The organism is Paenibacillus sp. Y859, assembly GCF_056786405.1.
Genome location: NZ_JBXCIZ010000006.1, coordinates 102,655 through 123,281 on the forward strand (window position 1 = coordinate 102,655; position 20,627 = coordinate 123,281).

General features: G+C 39.0%; 23 protein-coding genes and 1 pseudogene. All 24 read left to right on the forward strand.

All coding sequences use genetic code 11. The features are described 5' to 3' along the window. The first annotated feature begins 265 nt into the window (after positions 1–265). The 24 genes and pseudogenes from AC1TO8_RS14620 to AC1TO8_RS14735 all read left to right on the forward strand — a co-directional run bounded on the left by AC1TO8_RS14620 (position 266) and on the right by AC1TO8_RS14735 (position 20,468). The gene (locus AC1TO8_RS14620; RefSeq protein ID WP_482056354.1) at positions 266–547 is read left to right on the forward strand and encodes a hypothetical protein; all 282 of its coding nucleotides are present in this window, start codon (positions 266–268) and stop codon (positions 545–547) included. Continuing rightward, a complete protein-coding gene (locus AC1TO8_RS14625) occupies positions 531–914 on the forward strand; it encodes a hypothetical protein (RefSeq protein WP_482056355.1) in 384 nt (127 codons plus the stop codon). Before AC1TO8_RS14620 ends, AC1TO8_RS14625 begins: the two co-directional genes overlap by 17 nt. Before the next feature lie 179 nt (positions 915–1,093). Beyond that, complete coding sequence (locus tag AC1TO8_RS14630) at positions 1,094–1,555, forward strand: hypothetical protein (protein WP_482056356.1); 462 nt, start codon at positions 1,094–1,096, stop codon at positions 1,553–1,555. A gap of 31 nt (positions 1,556–1,586) precedes the next feature. Further along, positions 1,587–2,219 carry a hypothetical protein gene (locus AC1TO8_RS14635; RefSeq protein ID WP_482056357.1) on the forward strand — a complete coding sequence of 211 codons (633 nt, stop codon included), beginning with the start codon at positions 1,587–1,589 and terminating at the stop codon, positions 2,217–2,219. Positions 2,220–2,523: 304 nt separating this feature from the next. After that, positions 2,524–2,604 (forward strand): annotated as a pseudogene (locus AC1TO8_RS14640) (hypothetical protein); the annotation flags it as partial. Positions 2,605–2,622: 18 nt separating this feature from the next. After that, the gene (locus AC1TO8_RS14645; protein ID WP_482056358.1) at positions 2,623–3,246 is read left to right on the forward strand and encodes an esterase/lipase family protein; all 624 of its coding nucleotides are present in this window, start codon (positions 2,623–2,625) and stop codon (positions 3,244–3,246) included. Between the two features lie 19 nt (positions 3,247–3,265). Continuing rightward, on the forward strand, positions 3,266–3,883 hold the full coding sequence (locus AC1TO8_RS14650) for a hypothetical protein (protein WP_482056359.1): 618 nt from the start codon (positions 3,266–3,268) through the stop codon (positions 3,881–3,883). 865 nt (positions 3,884–4,748) lie between these two features. After that, positions 4,749–6,074: an RHS repeat-associated core domain-containing protein gene (locus tag AC1TO8_RS14655; RefSeq protein WP_482056360.1), complete on the forward strand. Its 1,326-nt coding sequence runs from the start codon at positions 4,749–4,751 to the stop codon at positions 6,072–6,074. Positions 6,075–6,084: 10 nt separating this feature from the next. Next, entirely contained in the window at positions 6,085–6,558 is a 474-nt protein-coding gene (locus AC1TO8_RS14660; RefSeq protein ID WP_482056361.1) for a contact-dependent growth inhibition system immunity protein, read from the forward strand. A gap of 327 nt (positions 6,559–6,885) precedes the next feature. Further along, positions 6,886–8,088 (forward strand): RHS repeat domain-containing protein, encoded by a 1,203-nt coding sequence (locus AC1TO8_RS14665; protein ID WP_482056362.1) that lies wholly within the window; start codon positions 6,886–6,888, stop codon positions 8,086–8,088. Continuing rightward, a complete protein-coding gene (locus AC1TO8_RS14670) occupies positions 8,082–8,462 on the forward strand; it encodes a hypothetical protein (protein ID WP_482056363.1) in 381 nt (126 codons plus the stop codon). Before AC1TO8_RS14665 ends, AC1TO8_RS14670 begins: the two co-directional genes overlap by 7 nt. A 289-nt stretch (positions 8,463–8,751) precedes the next feature. Continuing rightward, the gene (locus AC1TO8_RS14675; protein ID WP_482056467.1) at positions 8,752–9,156 is read left to right on the forward strand and encodes an esterase/lipase family protein; all 405 of its coding nucleotides are present in this window, start codon (positions 8,752–8,754) and stop codon (positions 9,154–9,156) included. Positions 9,157–9,481: 325 nt separating this feature from the next. Next, on the forward strand, positions 9,482–9,793 hold the full coding sequence (locus tag AC1TO8_RS14680) for a hypothetical protein (protein ID WP_482056364.1): 312 nt from the start codon (positions 9,482–9,484) through the stop codon (positions 9,791–9,793). A gap of 84 nt (positions 9,794–9,877) precedes the next feature. Beyond that, positions 9,878–10,555, forward strand: coding sequence for a hypothetical protein (locus AC1TO8_RS14685; RefSeq protein WP_482056365.1), 678 nt, complete (start codon positions 9,878–9,880; stop codon positions 10,553–10,555). Positions 10,556–10,586: 31 nt separating this feature from the next. Continuing rightward, positions 10,587–10,850, forward strand: a complete 264-nt coding sequence (locus tag AC1TO8_RS14690; RefSeq protein WP_482056480.1) for a hypothetical protein — start codon at positions 10,587–10,589, stop codon at positions 10,848–10,850. Between the two features lie 296 nt (positions 10,851–11,146). Beyond that, the gene (locus tag AC1TO8_RS14695) at positions 11,147–11,668 is read left to right on the forward strand and encodes a lysozyme inhibitor LprI family protein (protein ID WP_482056366.1); all 522 of its coding nucleotides are present in this window, start codon (positions 11,147–11,149) and stop codon (positions 11,666–11,668) included. Between the two features lie 198 nt (positions 11,669–11,866). Next, a complete protein-coding gene (locus tag AC1TO8_RS14700) occupies positions 11,867–12,865 on the forward strand; it encodes an iron-siderophore ABC transporter substrate-binding protein (protein ID WP_482056367.1) in 999 nt (332 codons plus the stop codon). A 5-nt stretch (positions 12,866–12,870) separates the two neighbouring features. Further along, positions 12,871–13,941 carry a FecCD family ABC transporter permease gene (locus AC1TO8_RS14705; RefSeq protein WP_482056368.1) on the forward strand — a complete coding sequence of 357 codons (1,071 nt, stop codon included), beginning with the start codon at positions 12,871–12,873 and terminating at the stop codon, positions 13,939–13,941. Further along, the gene (locus tag AC1TO8_RS14710; protein ID WP_482056369.1) at positions 13,938–15,008 is read left to right on the forward strand and encodes a FecCD family ABC transporter permease; all 1,071 of its coding nucleotides are present in this window, start codon (positions 13,938–13,940) and stop codon (positions 15,006–15,008) included. The genes AC1TO8_RS14705 and AC1TO8_RS14710 overlap by 4 nt, the downstream gene beginning before the upstream one ends. Before the next feature lie 91 nt (positions 15,009–15,099). After that, positions 15,100–15,936 carry an ABC transporter ATP-binding protein gene (locus AC1TO8_RS14715; RefSeq protein WP_482056370.1) on the forward strand — a complete coding sequence of 279 codons (837 nt, stop codon included), beginning with the start codon at positions 15,100–15,102 and terminating at the stop codon, positions 15,934–15,936. Positions 15,937–16,374: 438 nt separating this feature from the next. Further along, positions 16,375–17,250 (forward strand): DMT family transporter, encoded by an 876-nt coding sequence (locus AC1TO8_RS14720; RefSeq protein WP_482056371.1) that lies wholly within the window; start codon positions 16,375–16,377, stop codon positions 17,248–17,250. Positions 17,251–17,361: 111 nt separating this feature from the next. After that, the gene (locus AC1TO8_RS14725) at positions 17,362–17,898 is read left to right on the forward strand and encodes a glycerol-3-phosphate responsive antiterminator (RefSeq protein ID WP_482056372.1); all 537 of its coding nucleotides are present in this window, start codon (positions 17,362–17,364) and stop codon (positions 17,896–17,898) included. Between the two features lie 322 nt (positions 17,899–18,220). Next, entirely contained in the window at positions 18,221–19,033 is an 813-nt protein-coding gene (locus AC1TO8_RS14730) for an HAD-IIA family hydrolase (protein ID WP_482056373.1), read from the forward strand. Positions 19,034–19,118: 85 nt separating this feature from the next. Then, positions 19,119–20,468, forward strand: a complete 1,350-nt coding sequence (locus AC1TO8_RS14735; RefSeq protein ID WP_482056374.1) for an ABC transporter substrate-binding protein — start codon at positions 19,119–19,121, stop codon at positions 20,466–20,468. Positions 20,469–20,627 lie beyond the last annotated feature (159 nt).

Below are 20,627 nucleotides of genomic sequence, written 5' to 3' on the forward strand. Positions count from 1 at the left end.
GAAAAAATAGAGAGATAGAATTAAGTGTTATAATTAAAAATTATCGACAGAGTCCAATGGGACTTTGTCGACGTATTAAGGAATAAGACAAGATTACTTTTTTAGGAACAATTTATTGAATTAATATCAAGGCTTAACTTTTGAGATTTCCAATATTCATTTGCTATATTTTGTTTTTTTAACCGAAGCATAGTTCGATTTATGAGGATTAGTAATAGCTATGATTTGAGATTCAATTAAATTAGCTTCGTTAGGAGGTCATACGTTGAAGAAGTTAATTGATTACATTTTTATTGTTGCAATTGTACTCAATTTAGGTTCATTTATATGGTTTATTCTAGGTGCTAGTAGTTTTCTTATGCGCGGGTTTGATTTAATAATGACTGTGTTATTCATGTATTTAGGAGTTCCCTCTCTGTTGTTGCTAGCATTTTCTCTTTTTTTACTTTACAGAAATAAAAAAGGAAGTAAGAAGGGTAGTAGCCCCTTAAAGTTAACTATTATCAAATTTTTTTTTAATAATCATATTTATGGTATTAGGATATAATTTATATAATTCTGTAGAGGACTATGGTTGGTTGCAGCCTAGAATACATAGTGAAACAATTAAATCATCTGTGGATAATAAATACGAATATAAGATAGAGCTAGTAAACATGTTTCAAAAAAATAGTTTAGCAAGATTGTACATGAAAAACGTACAGACAGAAGAAATAGTTTATATCTCATTAGATATCGATACTAGATATATTGGAGGATTTTCGATGCATGAAGTTAATAACTGGGGGAATTTAATTGCCACGCAAGTAGATGAACAATATATTCTGTACACTAATGAAAAGTTTCCATTTCCAATGGGTCGTTATTTAATTGATGTAAAACGTAATAGCTCTGAAAAGTTAAATAAAGAGTGATATAGAATCCTTATTGGTAGATTTATTTAGAAAAGTTAAACTCGTTTATGAAAATGTAAAGTAATATGTCGGTGCTACAGTACGATGATTATTATGTAATAGTTATCGTCTATTTTATTGAATGAAGTAGCTTTATTAACTAGGATACGTATGAAGGGGATATTTAAAATCCACAGACGTTGAATTTGTATACGTATGTGAGTAATAATCCGTTGAGGTATACGGATCCGAGTGGGAATAAAGCTTGGGTCATTCATGGAACTTTTGCAAATCCTGAAAAAAAGGGAAGGGATTCTTTTACTGATGAATTCTTGATATATTTAAAAAATTTAATTAAAGAGCCTGTTCAGCGTGCGGATTGGAGTGGTGGTAATTCCAATAGTGCTCGTTCGCAAGCGGCAAATGAAATTTTTAATGAAATTTATAAATATCATTTACGGAATCCGAATGAACCTATAAGAGTAGTTGGTCATAGCCATGGTGGGAATGTTGAGGTTGGTAAAAAGGACGTTGGAGTCACGGGCTCCAAATCACTTGAAGCTCACTCAAATATGCATAGTAATATAAATGTGTGGAAGAAGTATGTTGAAGCACGCCTGAATTTGTTGAATAAAGGATCAGCTTTAAGTCTTCCTTTCTAAAATCTTATGTAAAATTCAGGAGAGTGGTGTTGTGATGCAACTTTGGTGCAAGGTCCTTTGGTTAGGTGTGACCACTTTTGGTGCTGTATCACTAATATGGTTTGTCTTAGGAGTAACAGCAAATTTTCAAAGGCAATTAGATTTAGTTGAAACGGTCAAAATGATATATTTTGGGGTTCCATGTTTTTTCTTAATAGTTTTATCTATATGGTTGTTCTTTGTAGGTTGGAATCCTTCTAGTAAGATATCATTCTTATTCTTCTATTTGGGCATGATTGTCCTAATAACTATCTCATTTAGTTTAATTAAGAGTAGCAGTACTGAGGGATGGATAACGGAAAGAGTTAGAAGTGATTCATTAAAAATAACTTCAGATCAAAAGTATGAGTATAACATTGATTTAGTTAATGTTTTTCAAAAAAATAGCCGTGCGCGATTGTATGTGAGAAATATTTCTACCGGTGAAGAAAAAAATATTGATGTTGATATTAATACAAAAAGCATAGTGGTAATTTTCAGTGATGAGGGAAGAGATGATTGGATTGTTTTGTACCCTACCGATGTATCAGATCGTTACAATTTATATACAACAAAAGAACTGCGTATACCAGAAGAGAAATTTGAGATAGATATGAAAACAGGAGCATCGAAAAGATTGGAGTGAATTTCTTTAATAGTACGCCACAAGCGAGATAAGCTACTTGTGGCTTTTTTTTATATTTGTTGGATTCCCAAAGCGGAGCCGCAGGCAATAGCACATTGATGACACTCTATTATATGAGTGATGTACGTGGTAGTGCAATTGGACTCCTAGGTGCAGATGGTAGTGTCTCAGCACGTTACCACTATGATGAGTTTGGGGGGGAGCGGAAAACCCAGAGAAGTTCGACTTGAACTAGGCAGGACCGGATAATCTATTCGGTTACACAGGACTAGGAAATGATTTCAACAGCGGTCATTCTTATGCTCGTGCGCGTTATTTTGACTCTGAAGTAGGACGGTTTATTAGTGAGGATACGTATGAAGGGGAATTGAACAATCCGCTGAGTTTGAATCTTTATACGTATGTGCATAATAATCCATTGAGGTATGTTGACCCGAGTGGGCATAGAGCTTGGATTATTCACGGAATAGGTTCTGATCCTAGTACTTGGAGTGAAGAATTCATAGACTACATCGATAATCATGTCTTCAGTGAAGATGCAAAATCCTTTGTAATTGAGTGGAATGGAGGAAATACAATTGAAGATCGTGAGCTTTTCGCTAAAGAATGGGCGGTCTGGATATACAAATGGCATTCACGTGAAGAAAATAAGAATGAGCCGATAAGATTAATTGGCCATAGTCACGGGGGGAATGTAGGGATTTTAATAGCTAATCTTCTTGAAGAGAAAGGTATGAAGGTAGATACACTTATTACAATTGGAACACCAGTTCGAGAATATCAATTAACTGTTGAAGTAGGTCAACATATAAATGTTTATAATAAATATGACCGAATCCAGACCGTTGGAGGTGCTTTTGACGAAGGTTTATTAGCTGAAAGACAATTTTTAGGTCAAGCTGAAAATTTTCAGGTAAAACTACCTTTCCATAGAAGAGTGCTAGTAACTTATGGCATTTCGAACTATTCATATATGCATTCAAATGTTAAGGTGTGGGAGAAGTATATTACACCTAACATTAGGTAATAAAGATTGGAGGCTGGAAATGTCTATGTGGATTAAAATGGTAAGCGTTTTTTCAATTATAGCTAGCTTTGTAGGCTTAATTTTGTACATTTATACTGAAACAGCTGGATTGCAGAAATCTATGGACATTGTAGGTCGGTTAAATACGCTTATACTAGGTGGGTTAACGGTTATATTAGGAATAATCCTGATATTCCTATTGATTAAACACTGGTTATCATCGAGTGTTTTGGTTAATATATTTATAATAACCATAAGTGTGATACTAGTTTCATTTTCTGCAGTTTATTATGAGGAAATATATATTCATAATAATCAGGGTGGAAGTGTAATAAGTGATTCTTCAAAGACAACTGACGATGGAAAGTATAAGTATCACTTTGAGTTAGTAAATTTATATCAAAAAAATCAATTTGAGCAATTAGTTTTTGAAAACACTTCTACAAAAGAAGTTCGCTACCTTAAAATTAATTTAATTGAGGGGAGATTAAAAGGATTTTCTCGTGGGGACTGGGCTTTACTATACCAAACTGATCATTCAAATCAATATTTACTAAAGACAACAGAAAATTTGTTTATTGAAATGAAGATATTTCTAATTGATTTGGAAGAAGGCACTATACAAGACCTAAGCTAGGCAAATTAATTGAAGAATTTAATGAATAAATAAATGTGATGGGCGTGTGATTGTTGACAAATAGTCACCGTCCGCTTTATTAACTAGGGGACGGGTAAAACTGGAGGAACTTATCAAGGTTTCGTCTTTGGTGGGGCTACCCAGTGTCGAATGAACCCATCATTCAACCAATAACCGATATAACCTATGTAATACCCATAAAGATTTTGAACCATTAACGTGCACACACATTAAAGGTTGAAGCTAGAAATAAACATCTAAATAAATTACCCTCTCTCACTAGACAGGTTGATTATGGTCAGATACGACTATGATTAGCCTGTTTTTTGTTATGTTCGCTTTCTCTAAGATTTTCAAATTTTCTATACTATTCGCACACATTTATATAAATGGAACGACTTGTATAAGGAGAGGGTTTTAAAAAAATCAACTGAAAGCTTTAATAGAATAGCAATCTGGTTACGACCAGTTCACTTATACAGGTAAGGCAATATGAAGGCTAGCCACCTTGCCCTCTAATATAGTCCGAAGGAAGTGTATTGGGATTTCTTTAATCCGTTTCAATTACGCCTTCGTGAGCATTATCTACACATCTCCTATCAACTTAACTATGTACCAAAATCAAGAAAGAATACACTAAGAATTGAGTGTCATCCCGATGGTTTAGTTCATTTCTATTCGTGGCTAAAGCCAATAAAGGATTACGCCAAAGAAATACTATTTTTCATAGCGAACGCCAGTCAGGTGGAAGTGAGGAATCACCGATCCATGGGTAGTAGACCCATTATCTGGCCTAAGTGTAACAGCGGATGTATACGGAAACGATCCGACATCACTAGATAGTCTGGATACTCTAAATAGTCTGATGAGTATGGCACTTTCTGGCCCACGGACGATTGAATCCAAACGTTGGGATGGAGCCAACCGTCTCATCGGGAACACCAACTATTCCGGAGATCAGACTTCCTATGGTTATGATGGAGACAGCAATCGCGTATCCATGAGCGTAACCTTGGGAACCGGTACGAAGCAAAGTAATTACCCAAGCACCAATCTAGCAGGGTTGCGAGATGGCTGGGAACCACAATACAAGAAGCAACAGATGGATATCTACTTCACGAACGATATAATGCTAAGCTTACTAGAGCCATTAATGGCAACCGATGCGAGCGGGAACAAGTGGAAGCAGTCCTATGTCTACGGATCGGGTGGAGAACGAATCAGTATGAGCTATCTGCCAAGCGCAGATGCAAGTACAGATTGGGAACCAACGCCAGGAGCCAGCGGAGCAGCAGGCAATACATCACCGAAGACACTCTATTACATGAGTGATGTTCGTGGTAGTGCGATAGGTCTTCTAGGCGCAGACGGAAGTATCTCAGCACGATACCACTACGATGAATTCGGAGTAGCAGAAAACCCAGAGAAGTTCGACTTGAACTGGGCAGGACCGGATAACCTATTCGGTTACACCGGGTTAGGATATGATTTCAACAGTGGTCATTTTTATGCGCGTGCGCGGTATTTTGACTCTGAAGTAGGACGGTTCATTAGTGAGGATACGTATGAAGGGGAACTGAATAATCCACAGACGTTGAATTTGTATACGTATGTGAGCAATAATCCTTTGAGGTATACGGATCCGAGTGGACATAAGCATGAACAGGGCGGTGGCGGTGGAGGCGGCGGTTTAGCCATTCCGATGTCTGGGGCTATGCCAAATATATTCGGTACATTATGGAGCGGTATAAAGTACAGTACTATAGGTATAGCTGGTGCTATTGTAGGTACAAGTGATAAGCCATTAAGTGACAAAGAAATTATTGATAATGAGCTTACAAACACACAAAAAGATCAAATTAAAAATATTGAGAAGAACTTAAAAGCTGTTAATAATCAAAAACATCTAGAAGCATACGAAAAAGAGTTAAAGGACGGTTTCTTATATGATAAAAATGGTAATGTAAAATTGAACCCTAAAACCGGAAAACCATGGAATCATATTAAGGAAGTTGAGCAATCAGAAGCCAAAATTAAAAAAATGATTGAAAGGCTGAAGAATGCTCAACAGAGTAAGTCTTTTGAAAGAGACACATCGAAAGTAACAAAAAAAGCAGTTCAAGATGCTATTAATAAGGGACAGAGGTTTTTAGATAAGGTAAAGAAAATAAGAGATTCTGTTAAACCGTAGGAGTGATATTATGAAGATTAATATAAGAAACCTAACGATTCATGAAATATCAAAATTGGAGGGCTTTACTGAAAATTTCGTGGTTGATGAAGGAGTCCCTCTTTCTATTTGGTATGGTAGCATTCAAAATGTAATGCTCAAAGACTTGAATGATGGTGATATTGCAAAGTTAATAAGACAAACGATGCATTTAGACTCCATTATTCCAGAAGCATTGAAAAGATTAAAAGAGAACCCCTTAGCTGGATATTTAGGAGATGGTGAGGTTTTAGAAGCACTATCGAAAGTAGAGGAAAGGGATTGGAATGAGAATCCTAACATATGTGATTTAGTTAGTTTATTTATAGAAGACTTCTTGCAGTTAATTCAAAATAACAAACTAGATTTTCCAGAAGATAGAGAGAGATTCTCTAATCAAGAAAGAGAAGAATACTATCAAATGTTAAAGGAAATAAAGATAACTCTCGAAAAGTCTAAAACCTAACTTTAAAAGTTCTGATGAGAGTGACAAAATAGTGAAGGGTTTTTACAACAAGTTTGACCACATGTGAGTATACTCCATGTGGTTTTTCTTTCGAAATAGCATTAGACATTCTGTGTATAATAGTAAAGTAGACTTGTAGATTTTTCTGGTAGCCTGTTTCTAGGGGGGGGTAGTAATTTTGTATCCTTGGGAATTAGAAATAGTCAGAAACTATTACCAACCATATATAAAGTATTCTGCTTTTAGCGCTGTGATGGATAAATTGTAGATCCAAATGCAAGCGCTGGAGGCGTCATCGATCCATGGGTTGTTGACCCATTAACTGGATTGAGCGTTTCGTCGAGTGTATATGGAATCGATCCGACAGCACTAAATAGCCAAGCTAACCTAAATAGTATGGCCTTAGCAGGCCCACGGACGATCGAATCCAATCGTTGGGATGGAGCCAATCGACTCATCGGGAACACGAACTATTCAGGTGACCAGACATCCTATGGTTATGATGGAGATAGCAATCGGGTATCCATAAGCGTAACCTTGGGAACCGGTACGAAGCAAAGTAATTACCCAAGCAGTAATCCCGCAGGGATGCGAGATGGTTGGGAACCAACTCCAGGAGCAAGCGGAGCCGCAGGCAACACCACACCGAAGACACTCTATTATATGAGTGATGTACGTGGTAGTGCGATAGGACTCCTAGGTGCAGATGGTAGTGTCTCAGCACGTTACCACTACGATGAATTCGGAGTAGCCAAAGACGCTCAGAAGTTCGACTTGAACTGGGCAGGACCGGATAACCTATTCGGTTATACTGGGCTAGGATATGACTTCAATAGCAGTCATTCTTACGCACGTGCGCGGTATTTTGACTCTGAGGTAGGACGCTTTATTAGTGAGGATACGTATGAAGGGGAATTGAATAATCCGCTGAGTTTGAATCTTTATACGTATGTGCATAATAATCCGTTGAGGTATATTGATCCAAGCGGACATAAGGTTGAGATGTACGTCGGGGCTCATGAAGTGGCTGCGGGGCGTTATCATTTAAGTATAATCATATTTATAGATGAAGAAAGTGAGTATTGGAATACTGCGGATTTTCAGGATAATTTTGATGAGGAAAGGGGTATGCAATATATGACTATCGGAGCAGGGCAGTCAAGGGTGATGAATCCGAAATTAAAAGCTGGTATTAATAGAGATAAAGATATAATTCTTGATATTAAAACAGATATGATAAAACTGGGCAAACAGGAAGACGACACAGAATTAATAGATTTCTTAAAATTTTTCGACAACTTCGTGGAAAATTCAGAACGGAAATCAATTGATTATGATCTGTTCCCTAGAAAAGGAGGTAATGCTTACAATTCAAATACATTTGTTACTGGTTTCTTGCAAGTGGCAGGATACAAAATCGAAAAACCAGATAGGATTCTCCCTGGATATGGAAAACCCGTTCTGATCGAATATTTCATTGAACCAGAAGAAATAAAAGAAACAAAGAAACCTTGGTGGCAAATATGGTAAAGAAAATGATTTTTGCAATCGTTCTAATTGTAATTGTTACAATACTTATTGCAAGTATGAAAATAGTGTTCAATCCTTTAACACGATCAGAGAATACAATACGCCAAAAAATGTTGTCTCAATTCCCAGTGGGAACACAGATGGACGATATTATTCAATTCGCAAATCATAAGAAAGGTTGGTCAGATGTTAAAATAAGTTATATAAATGGTTATAGAATCGATCTTGAAGAGGAAGTAGGTAAAAAGCGTTTATCGGTTCATATTGGAGAATATCGGATAATTTTTGTTACAGATGTTGAAGTCTATTTTGTTTTTAATGAGAACTCTGAATTAATTGATATTTATGTTCGTAAAATGATAGATTCTTTATAAACAGAATTTAGGTGTTCGTAATCATTACAAAACAGTATAACTATTCAAACCATTTGACACATGCGAGTGTAACAACTCAATGTGGTTATTTTTTAGGAATTTACTTACGAAATATAATGAGGATACGTATGAAGGGGAATTGAATGATCCATTGTCTCTTAATCTGTACACCTACGTACACAATAATCCTTTAATTTATGTTGATCTTAGTGGGCATAGAGCTTGGCTCATCCATGGTACTGGTGCAAATCCTGAAGATAAGGGATATTCAACTTGGACTGCTGAATTTGTGAGCTATGTTGAAGATCTTGTTCAGGAGACAAGCGGTGAATTGAATTGGAATAGTGGAAATGATGACCCATCCCGAGTCAATGAAACGAATGCCTTGGCAGATCAGATTTATAAGTGGCATACACTTAAAGCAAATAGAAATGACCCAATAAGATTAATCGGTCATAGTCATGGTGGGAATGTTGCGATATTGATAGCTAACCGTCTCGCTGAACTTGATCCTACAATGAAAGTTGAAACTCTTATTACTATTGCGACACCAGTACGTGAATATCAGTTGGAAGTTGAAGTTAATCAACATATTAATGTATATAATAAATACGATATAATTCAGGTCAATGGAGGGGATCTTTGGAAGAGGGTGCGCGAGCAGGTCGTACATTCGGAGATGCTGAAAATGTGAAAGTTACAATTCCAAAAAAACAACGGAACAATCAGCTTGCTAATCATTCATTTATGCATAGCAATATAGAAGTATGGATGAAATATTTTGTACCCCGTATTAGTTGAGTTAGATTATTCATATTGGAGGGTTATATGTTAAATGTTAGTAAGATATGTTGGATTCTTGTAACCATTCTATGTATGTTTTCGATAGTATGGTATCTCGTTACTCAAACTGCAAATTTCCAAAGGACTCTTGATTTAATTACTACGGTACAATTGTAAATCTAACTCAATTAGAAATAAATGCTGCAAGTAGTGCTGGGTACATTTTTGGTAGAAATGTGGATTTAGGCGCGGGGTATAAGGGAAGAGTTGATGCACAGAATGATGGCACTAGATCCAATAGACATGGTCATATTTTTGAACCAAATGGCGAGCAATGGTCGCGTGATGAAGAGGGAAACCTTCATCATAGTGAGAAAAAGAATAGTCCAAGATCACCACCAAAGTGGGTACAGAAAGAAATGGATAAAAAATTGAGATATAAATGGAAGGAAGCTGTTCCAACACCATCCACCCAACCTATAAGTTCAATAGACTCAAGAGATATTGGAACTGGTGCAGCTGTAGTTGGAGGAGGCTATCTTATATAGAGGGGTTAGGATATTACCCTCTTTAATCCTATTCTTTGGCCAACTCTTCCAGCAAATGTACTAACCCCATAAGGAGGTGATTTATTGAATATTTCAAGTTTGAAATCATACAAATCATTGTTTATAAATTCAAATGGAGAGTCAATCGATTTTCTTGCGATGTCGAATGAAAATGTATTTTTTTCTAAAACACATATCAGAAAAAATGATTTTAATGGCAACATTATTACGGAACCAGAAAATACAATACAAACAAAGTCGATTTGGATGGTTAATATAAATAATGATATGAAATCGGAAATCATTCAACATGGAGACTTTGATATTCATGAAGTATATTTTACAGATAAATATCTGTATTATTTAAAAATTATTGATACAGATAAAGATGGGTTACTACTTGAAAGTGATTATAATAATGGGCATATGTGGAGAGTCCATAGAAAAACATTAGAACAGGAGTTTTGTTTCCAAGTTGAGCCCTATAGATTTCATCGTTTTTTAACAGCGAATGATGATTATATCGTGTTTATTTCAGAGGATAGAGTACCTGATGTAACAGAGATTGTCTTCTACAACGTTAAATCAAAACAATTTTCAGTATTAAATAACATGTACGAGGAAGATTGGTGTGATTTCAGAATCGTGAATAATCATGAAGGAGAGCCAGACTATTTTATTTATAAAATAGAGGATAATTCTGAAAACGAACTGAAAATGATTAGTTGGTCGGAGTTAATAGCTCAGTTACATTGGGAATAAGGGATTCTCGGTTATTTAGAACCACATGCGTATGAAAAACTTAATGTGGTTATTTTTTAGGATTTTACTTACGAATTATAATGAGGATACGTATGAAGGGGATATTAAGAATCCACAGACATTGAATTTGTATACGTATGTGAGTAATAATCCGTTGAGGTATACGGATCCAACGGACAAACAAGTAAGGACATATGGTGAAATTCTTGGTGAAATTCTCATATCTTTTGCAGGTAGTGCTAAAGCAATGAATTTGATATCTAAGGCTGCTCTATTTAAAGCCATTAAAGGATAAATACAATCGCAGTCAATTATGTTAGCAACATGATTAATAACCTGTGTTCGAGTTTTTAGGATGACATCAAATCTGTAACTACATCCATCGCTAAGCGCAGCTTATGCAGGATATTTTCGGATAGGGATTCCCCCCTAAGCGATACATTATTGCTAGTTATTTGTCCAACGGGCAAAATAATGCAACAATATTTGTCGAGTATGCGTCTATCTATATGAGGTCTCCAGCAATTGGACAACTAAGATTAACAGGGTGGCGGAGATTGAAAAAATTAATCAGATGATAGGAGAATACAGATGAGGAAATTGTTGATATTGATAATACTAGCATGCATTTTATTAACAGGTTGTAGTAATAACATGAATGAGGGTGCTAATATACAGCAACCAGTAAACACAGATCAAGAAGAAATGACACAAGAAGAAGCACCTGTTATTGAGAAAGAGACTGCCGCTACGGAGACGAAGGATGAGTATCTTCTAAAGTTAAATAATATAGAAGAGAGTCTTGCCGATTTACAAGACTTAAATGATGAGGGAACAACAGTATCAATGAAAGCTGCCGCGGAAGAAACGTATAAAAGATGGGATACTGCTTTAAATGAAATTTATAGCGCGTTAAAGGAACAACTATCAACAAGCGAAATGGCTGAATTAAAGGAGAAACAATTAAATTGGATAACATATAGAGATGAAACAGCAAAGGATGAATCATTGGAGTATAAAGGTGGATCAATGGAATCATTACAATATGTTGCTACTCTATCACGAGTTACAAAGGAAAGATGCTATGAGTTGGTAGAATTGTATATGAAATAACGGGGTGTGTTGTACCCCTACATAGCAGCCCGGCTCCATACAAAAATGAAACGACAGCTAAATGCGGCTGTCGTTTCATTTTCGTATAATATGTAGCTGAAGTGAACCGCAGAAATAGAAAGATTGATTGACAATACGGCATAATTCAGTATAATTAATGATAGTGATAATCATTATCACGTAGAGAGGGAGATGGAAATGAATAGAAGTATCAAATTACCCAAATTGTTTGGGATTGTAATGGCTATAATAGTAGTGATAGGATTAATTGGTTGTTCGTCGGAGACAAGTAAAGAGTCTGACAAAGAGATCATCTCCAGTGATTCCACTGTTATCATTGATACAAAATTTGGGCAAGTAGAGATTAAAGAGCAGCCTAAGCGAATTGTCGCTCTTGGTTGGGGAGATGCCGAAACTGTACTAAGTCTTGGATTCGAACCTATTGGCGCGAGCGATTGGCTTGCTTTTGGTGGTGATGGTGTAGGACCGTGGTTAGAAGGAACATATACAACATCACCAACTATTATTGGAACGATGGAACTAGATTATGAGCAAATTGCAGCACTTAACCCAGATATTATTTTTGATATAAAATCTTCAGGGGATGAGACGCGGTATAAACGTCTCTCAGAAATTACAACGACGATTGGAGTTCCAAATGGTGGCGATAACTATTTGACTTCCTCCGATGATCAAGTTCGGATGATCGCAAAAGCGCTTGGTAAAGTAGATGAAGGTGAAGCGCTGCTTAAAGAGGTGGATGCCGCATTCAAAAAGACTGCCGAAGAAAATCCGGAATTTGCTAGTAAAACGATTGTTGTAGGTGCCTATGACGCCTCTGGTTTTGGTGCATATGTAGAAGGCGATGCTCGTATCGATTTTGCTACTCGACTTGGATTTAAGACTAAGGCTGAAATTGAAGCGATAGAGAATTCAAATTTTTATATTAAAGTTTCGGATGAACAGCTAGAGCTTCTAGATGCTGATCTGACCGTTATCTTACCAATTTGGATCGATCCAAATGAAATTACAAGTAATGCATTGTATCAGAAAGTCCCTTCCGTTGCTGATGGAAGATCTATTATTCTTGATGCCGACACATCAAATGCATTCTCTATGGGTACGATTCCCGCTTTGTTGTGGACAATCGAAAATTTATCATCACAGTTTAAAGAAGTGTTAGAAGGCGGGGAGTGAACTAAGTGACAACGGTAGAGCATCTAGAGGACGGGACAACGCAAGTAGTTGAGAAGAAAATAAAGACAATGACTACCTTGCGGCTGCAACGTATTTCAGGGCTTATCGTAGTACTCTTGCTTTTGATGGCTACAATGTTCTTAAGCTTAATGGTAGGGGCTAAATCCCTACCCATTGAAGTCGTGTGGGATGCACTGTTTTCTCCAACTAACAGCTATGACCATACGATTATTCAACAGGCTCGTATCCCCCGCACCATTACTGCACTTGTAGTAGGACCTGCATTTGGGCTTGCGGGTGCACTTATACAGGCCTTGACGCGAAATCCATTAGCTGACCCTGGTATTCTTGGAGTGAATGCCGGGGCAGCTTTCGCTGTTGCGCTGGGTATTGGTATATTTTCTGTAACAACAATGTCTGGCTACATATGGTTTGCTCTTGTGGGTGCATTCATAGCAACCATTGCTGTGTATGTCATTAGTGGGGGTGCTGGCAAGAAGACACCGACACCTGTACAAATTACACTTTCCGGGGTCGCATTAGGAGCCGCATTGAGCGGTATAACAACTGCATTGACATTGATGAATAGTGATGCTTTCTCACGTATGTTGAACTGGACTGTCGGTACATTAGCGAGAAGGAGTATGGACGATCTCTGGCCCGTCTCACTATTTCTCATTGTTGGTGCATTATTAGCTTTATCGATATCCCCAGCTTTAAATGCCATTGCATTTGGAGATGATCGTGCATCTTCTCTAGGTGTAAACGTGGGATGGATTCGTATAATTGGTCTTATTGCCATTGCCCTGTTAGCTGGAGGGGCGACTGCGATAGCTGGACCGATTGGTTTTATAGGGTTGATGGTGCCCCATTGTGTGCGATGGTTTGTTGGGCCAAGCCAACCCTGGATTTTTCTATATTCAATGGTAGCGGCTCCTCTACTGCTTATTCTTTCTGATATTATTGGAAGAGTCGTCATGTCTCCTACAGAAGTTCCAGTCGGAATCATTATGGGATTTGTTGGTGCACCGATTCTACTAATTCTTGTCCGAAGACGAAAAGCGAGTGGATTATGATGTATGAAGGAGTGATTACTATAGATCCCATTGATTTTGGTCGGCGCTATTTGCAACTGAAAGGGCTATTGAAATTACGCTTCGATATGAAAAGCATGATTGTTACGTTAATTGTCCTTGGAGCCACTATTGCAATTGCAGTGTTTGCATTAATGGTAGGGACATTATCAATAAGTATTCAGGATGTTCTTTCCGCTTTGATTGGTCAAGCGACAGGGATGACAAGAACGGTTGTCGTTGAATGGCGTTTGCCCCGTGTACTGGCAGCAATTATTTTTGGAGCGGGATTAGCTGTAAGTGGGTCAATTTTCCAATCATTAACACGAAATCCTCTAGGTTCCCCTGACATTATAGGTTTTACTTCAGGCTCCTACACTGGCGTACTTATCGTGATTCTTCTATCTAGTTCGACCTCATATATGGGTATAGCAGCGGGTGCTTTAGTTGGAGGATTCACAACAGCGATCGTCATATATATGCTTGCGTTTCGCCAAGGAACGCAGGGCTTTCGTCTTATTATCGTCGGTATAGCTATTTCGGCTATGTTAGGAAGTGTGAACTCGATGCTGCTCCTGCGAAGTGATGCAGTAGTAGCGTTGACCGCAGCAGCCTGGGGTGTAGGATCTTTAAATGGAATTACCTGGAGTCAAACAATCCCCGCAATGATTCTTGTTCTTCTTCTGCTTGTTTGCGCTGGAATGATGAACAGACCTTTACGGGAGATGGAGCTAGGTGAGGATGCAGCTAAATCTCACGGTGTCCGAATTGAACGTTCCCAAATTGTGCTAATCCTTATAGCCGTTGCATTAACAGCTGCGCCAACGGCAGTCATTGGACCCGTTACCTTTGTTGCTCTTGTTGCACCACAGATTGCTCAGCGGTTTACAAAATCAGCGGAGAGCCTTGTACCAGCAGCAGCAATGGGTGCTTTTCTATTATTAGGTGCAGACGTTCTTGCACAAAGAATTATTCCTGGAATGATTCTACCAGTTGGCGTAGTCACTCTATCGCTAGGTGGGATCTATCTCGTGTGGTTATTGTTTCACCAGGCACGTTCGGCGCCTTAATTGAAGCGAAAAGTCGATGAATTGTGTATAAGTCCATTCTCGGTGGTTCCATAGATTACGATATACTGATTGAAAGAAGCTGAAATTGAATATGAAGATAACAACCGCAGATGTTCAAAGCCAGATGATTTCTCAATCAGGCTCTCGGCTTTGGACGGAAAATATTACAATCAAATACGATGATCGGGTAATAACCCGTAACCTATCTGTAGAGATTCCTCATGGATCATTTACGGTTATTGTTGGGCCAAATGCATGCGGTAAATCAACCCTCTTGCGCACACTTTCTAAACTGATTAAGCCAGCTGAAGGGCAGGTTTTATTAGATGGGAAGAAAATCACGACATATAAGTCAAAAGAGGTCGCTCGGAAGCTTGGTCTGCTACCACAATCTTCGACGGCCCCAGATGGTATTACAGTAGCTAATTTGATCGCACATGGGCGTTATCCGTATCAAAATCTCATTAGGCAGTGGACTGATGAAGATGAACAAGCGGTAATGTCTGCGATGCAGCTTACGAATACGCGTGAGCTTTCACATCGTTTCGTAGACGAGCTTTCAGGTGGACAGAGACAACGGGTATGGGTTGCGATGGTACTTGCACAGCAGACTCCTCTGCTTCTTCTTGATGAGCCAACGACATTTCTTGACATTGCCCATCAAATTGAGTTGCTTGAATTATTTACAGACCTTAATCAGCAGGGGAATACACTAGTGGCTGTATTACATGATTTAAATCATGCTGCGAGATATGCAACTCACATGATTGCCATGAAAGAAGGCCAAATTATTGCACAAGGTGATCCTCGTGAGATCGTCACTGAGAAGCTAGTAGAAGAGGTCTTTGGCTTAAGATGTAGGATAATACAAGATCCGATCGCTCTTACACCACTCGTCGTTCCTTTGGGGAGAGACCGTTCAGTCTAGTCGCACCCGTTCAAGAGATCGATAAGAATTTATCTTATCGTTTTTTTTGAAATATTAGAAGGAAAAGTAGGGAATGAGTGAATTAGTTGTCAAAACTACAGTTAAAAATGGCGATAACGGTAAAAAGTGAGGATTCCAGTAATCTAGATGTACTCCATGCAACTAAAGTTAGCTTTAGAGGAATTGGGTTGAATTTAGATGTATTTAATGTACCTAATAGTGAATAGTGAATGGTGAAGGCGCTGATCGGCGTCTTTCTTATTTTTTCAATATATCTAATTAGAAGAAGTTTTTGCCGACTTTGGCGTAAAAGTCTAAATCGCCTCACCGCCTACGCTCAAGCTGTTGGCACTTATTCATGCTATCCGTACTTACAGAACGAAATATGGATGCTTATGGACAAGCCGTACCGTCGGTATTAATGAAAGGTGATTATATATGTTAAAAGCTTATGGTTGGCTCACTTTTTGTGTAGTCGTATGGGGTAGCAATTTTGTATTTGGCAAGATATTAGTTCAGGACTTCTCCCCAAGTCTGTTAACATCACTGAGACTTTTATTTATTGTGTTATTTCTAGTTGGATTGACGTCTTACAAGAAACATTTCAAGCGAGTGAATAAATCGGATTTACTATCCATTTTAATTCTAGGTGTTATTGGTGTGTTTATAAATCAATGGTCCTTTTTTAAAGGTTTACAAACAGCTGATCCAACAACATCTGCCATCATCTTAGCAATGACTCCTATTTTAACGGGCGTGTTAGCAGCGCTCTTTTTAAAGGAAAAATTAACGATCCGTATGTTATTGGGATCCATTCTTGCGATCATAGGCATTTATTTTGTCGTTGTAAAAGGCAGTTCATCTTCTTTACATATTGATAAGGGCCTAATATGGATTGTTGTCACGATGATAACATTTGCAATGATGATTATTATGACCAGGGTACTCTCGCAAAGAATAGATCCGCTCACGATTACTTTATATTCGAATTTGGTGGGCTTTATTGTATCGATCCCGTTTGCCTTTTCGCTAGATACTCCTCTACGAATGAGCTCGAATATAGCAGATTGGGCTCTTCTAATCGGCACTGCCGTTGTTGTACATGGCATAGCCACACTTATTTGGAATAACAATATTCGATATGTTGATGCTTCCAAAGCATCTGTATTATCTAATTTAGAGCCTTTTGTGGCGATGATTATGGGATTAATATTACTGTACAAACCCATTACTGGTGTAGAAATATTAGGGTCTTTATTCATTCTAGCAGGAGTTATCCTATCTACGTATCAACGGAAAATACGACTTAACTGAACAGCGGGCGGAAGAAATGAATTATTATTAAGATTTAATAGCTACGCATTAACACTCCCCAAACATTCAGTTGATACAGTTAAGCTACAATTTGTTTGGGGGTGTCAGGTAATGAATCATTATCCGATCATAGCTTCGGTCACAAAAGAGGGGCAAATCCCGAAATTACTCGACAGCAAAGTGTCAAGGGTCAATCTAATGTCGGGAAATATCGGGAATCTAGAATCGATTATTGAACAAATTCATCATACTGGTAAGCTGGTATACGTTCATCTTGAGATGGTGGCTGGTCTCGGCAGAGATGCGTATGCCGTCGAGTATTTGGCGAAGAAATTTAAAGTAGATGGTATTATGACGACGAAGTCGAATGTCGTTGCGGCTGCTAAACAAGCGGGACTAAAAAGTATTCAGCGCATTTTTATTATTGATACAGCTGCCATGCAAACGGCGATTCGCATGATCAACAGCACTCAACCAGATGAAGTAGAGCTAATGCCTGGATTGATGCCGAGAGTGATTCGCGAGCTTAAAAGCACGATCAAACAGCCTCTAATTGTCGGTGGATTGATTCGCCACGAGCAGGAGATTATAGAAGCTCTTAACAGTGGGGCAGATTATATTTCAAGTGGCGAACCTTCCATGTGGTAGGGAGACTGAACTTAATAAATATTAGATTTTACAAAACATCTACATAGATTTTATATCACACTAACAAATCTGCTTTATAGTTAGATTATATGAAGATACATATTGCTTCATCGGGTTGAGAACAGGAGAAAACCCTTTGTTAGTTAAGTGTGAAAATAAGCTGGTCATGGTTTCATGGTCTGTCATTGCTTGTCTTCCATTTTTCAAACAAGGGGTTATTTGCGTTGAGAAAAGAGGTTGAGCTGTGACGGAAACTAGCAAACAGGGTATGAGGGGGTTCGAGCCTCTAAGGGAGGTAGAGGAGTTACCAAGGAAGCATTTGGTGAAACGCGTCAAGCAATTAGATGAGTATAACGCGTATTTGTTCGACTTAGACGGCACGATCTATTCGGGAAACAAGCTATTGCCTGGGGTACTAGACATGCTTAGTCGGCTACGCGAGCAAGAGAAGTCTGTCATGTTCGTCACGAATACGACGCTTCGTACGAAAGAGTCGGTGCAGGAGCTACTGGAGCAGTTAGGCATCGTTTGTGATGTGGAAGAAATATTAACTGCATTATGCGTGGTCGGTATGTATTTTCAAGAGCATGAGCCGCAAGCCAAGGTATTGATGATCGGAGAGCAAGCGATGAAGCAGGAGCTGGATCGCTATGGGGTAGAGACGACTGAAGATGCGCGGAATGCAACTCATGTGCTCGTTGGACTGGACAGGCAGTTTACTTATGAGAAATTGACCCTTGGTATGAATGCGCTCCGTAATGGAGCTAAACTCATCGCAGCAAACCCAGATCCATTTTGTCCAATTGACGATGGGGCCATTCCAGATACATGGTCGCTTGTTAAAGCGCTGGAAACGGCAAGCGTACGGCAAACCCATCATGTACTTGGCAAGCCCTCGACTTACTTTGCGCAAAAGGTGTTCGATAAGCTGAATGTCCCGTCCGCGCAATGCTTGATGGTGGGTGACCGTATTAAGACGGATATCCGGTTCGGAAATGACAATGGCATGTACACGGCATTGGTGCTGACGGGAGCGGATTCTCGTAAGGATATTATGTTAACAAGAGTGCAGCCAGATTACGTGTTGGCTTCGCTTGGCGAAATAATTGGAGAGACCCGGCCGTATGGACAATAATTGTCTGGCCGCCCCATCGGGTGTAATTCATGACTGCGGCATTTGAAGGATATTGAATAAACAAGAACCAAGGAGGAAACAAACAATGAAAAAAGGATTAGTTTCTCTACTTACGATTATGATGATGGCTGTAATGATCTCGGCTTGCGGAAAAGGGGAGGTTCAGACAAATTCGAAGACCAACAATACTCCGGCTGCAAGCTCTGAAACTACTGCTAGCAGTGACAAGGAGGTCGAGCTCCAGTTGTATTTTCCAGTAGCAGTAGGTGGTCCGATCACTCAGCTGATTGATCAGATGGCCGAAGACTTTCATCAAGAAAACCCAACCATTACTGTAAAGCCGGTCTACGGTGGTAGCTATCAGGATACGATGACTAAGACTGTAACGGCCGTTCAAGGTGGCAACTCGCCAGATCTTGCGGTGCTGCTTTCGACTGACTTATACAGTCTGGTTTCGATGGATGCAATCGAGGATTTGACTTCACGGTTCTCACAAGAGTATTTTAACGGCTTCTATGAAGCCTTCATGGGTAATGCCAAATCGGGCGACATGAATTGGAGCGTTCCATTCCAGCGCAGCACGATCGTAATGTACTACAACAAGGAAATGTTCGCCAAAGCGGGACTCGATGCTGAGAAACCGCCTGTCAACTGGGATGAGTTGAAGGAATATGCTACTAAGCTGACGGTAAAGAATGCTTCTGGTCAAGTGTCCCAGTGGGGTCTCGAAATTCCAAGCACTGGATATCAGTATTGGATGACTCAGGCTTTATCACTTCAAACAGGTACTAACTTAGTTTCAAATGATGGTAAACAGGTGTTCTTTAATAACCCAGACGTGCTAGAAGCTCTACAATTTTACACGGATTTGGGTCGCAAGGACAAAGTGATGCCAGAAGGTATATTAGAATGGGCAACAGTTCCATCCGATTTCATTAGTGGCAAGACCGCGATGATGTTCCATACGACGGGCAACCTTACTAAAGTAAAAACGGACGCTAACTTCGATTTTGGCGTAGCCTTCCTGCCTGCTAACAAGCAATATGGTTCACCGACGGGTGGGGGGAATCTGTATATGTTTAAGGATATTCCAGAGGACAACAAGCAAGCAGCCGTTAAATTTATAGAATTCCTTACGGAGCCAGACCGTGTGGCGCAATGGTCAATCGATACTGGTTATGTGGGTACGACGAAAGCGGCTTACGAATCTAACAAGCTCATTGCTTATCTAAAAGAATTCCCTCAAGCAGCTGTAGCTAGAGATCAACTTGAGCATGCGGACAGCGAGCTGTCGACGTATCAAAACGGACAAGTGACCAAGGTATTTAACGATAATATTCAGGCTGCTCTGCTTGGCACAATGACACCGCAAGAAGCGCTGGAAAAATCACAGAAGCAAGCGGATGACATTTTGAAAAGCTACCAGAACAAATAACAGTTACCGTATAAGGCTATCACAGGGAAATGGCTTGATAGCCTTATATTTTAGCAAGGACTCAAATTAGCAATTGTTGAGGAGGATTAGAATCCGTTCCATTCAAGGATATCAGCGAGGTAAGTACATAGGCCAAAGATGATCTTGGCGCGGCGTATT

Coding starts and splice junctions, on each gene's coding strand:
- AC1TO8_RS14625 (WP_482056355.1), top strand. CDS start 531: ATGGTATTAGGATATAATTTATATAATTCTGTAGAGGACTATGGTTGG.
- AC1TO8_RS14650 (WP_482056359.1), top strand. CDS start 3,266: ATGTCTATGTGGATTAAAATGGTAAGCGTTTTTTCAATTATAGCTAGC.
- AC1TO8_RS14655 (WP_482056360.1), top strand. CDS start 4,749: ATGAGTATGGCACTTTCTGGCCCACGGACGATTGAATCCAAACGTTGG.
- AC1TO8_RS14660 (WP_482056361.1), top strand. CDS start 6,085: ATGAAGATTAATATAAGAAACCTAACGATTCATGAAATATCAAAATTG.
- AC1TO8_RS14670 (WP_482056363.1), top strand. CDS start 8,082: ATGGTAAAGAAAATGATTTTTGCAATCGTTCTAATTGTAATTGTTACA.
- AC1TO8_RS14690 (WP_482056480.1), top strand. CDS start 10,587: ATGAAAAACTTAATGTGGTTATTTTTTAGGATTTTACTTACGAATTAT.
- AC1TO8_RS14695 (WP_482056366.1), top strand. CDS start 11,147: ATGAGGAAATTGTTGATATTGATAATACTAGCATGCATTTTATTAACA.
- AC1TO8_RS14700 (WP_482056367.1), top strand. CDS start 11,867: ATGAATAGAAGTATCAAATTACCCAAATTGTTTGGGATTGTAATGGCT.
- AC1TO8_RS14710 (WP_482056369.1), top strand. CDS start 13,938: ATGATGTATGAAGGAGTGATTACTATAGATCCCATTGATTTTGGTCGG.
- AC1TO8_RS14715 (WP_482056370.1), top strand. CDS start 15,100: ATGAAGATAACAACCGCAGATGTTCAAAGCCAGATGATTTCTCAATCA.
- AC1TO8_RS14720 (WP_482056371.1), top strand. CDS start 16,375: ATGTTAAAAGCTTATGGTTGGCTCACTTTTTGTGTAGTCGTATGGGGT.
- AC1TO8_RS14725 (WP_482056372.1), top strand. CDS start 17,362: ATGAATCATTATCCGATCATAGCTTCGGTCACAAAAGAGGGGCAAATC.
- AC1TO8_RS14735 (WP_482056374.1), top strand. CDS start 19,119: ATGAAAAAAGGATTAGTTTCTCTACTTACGATTATGATGATGGCTGTA.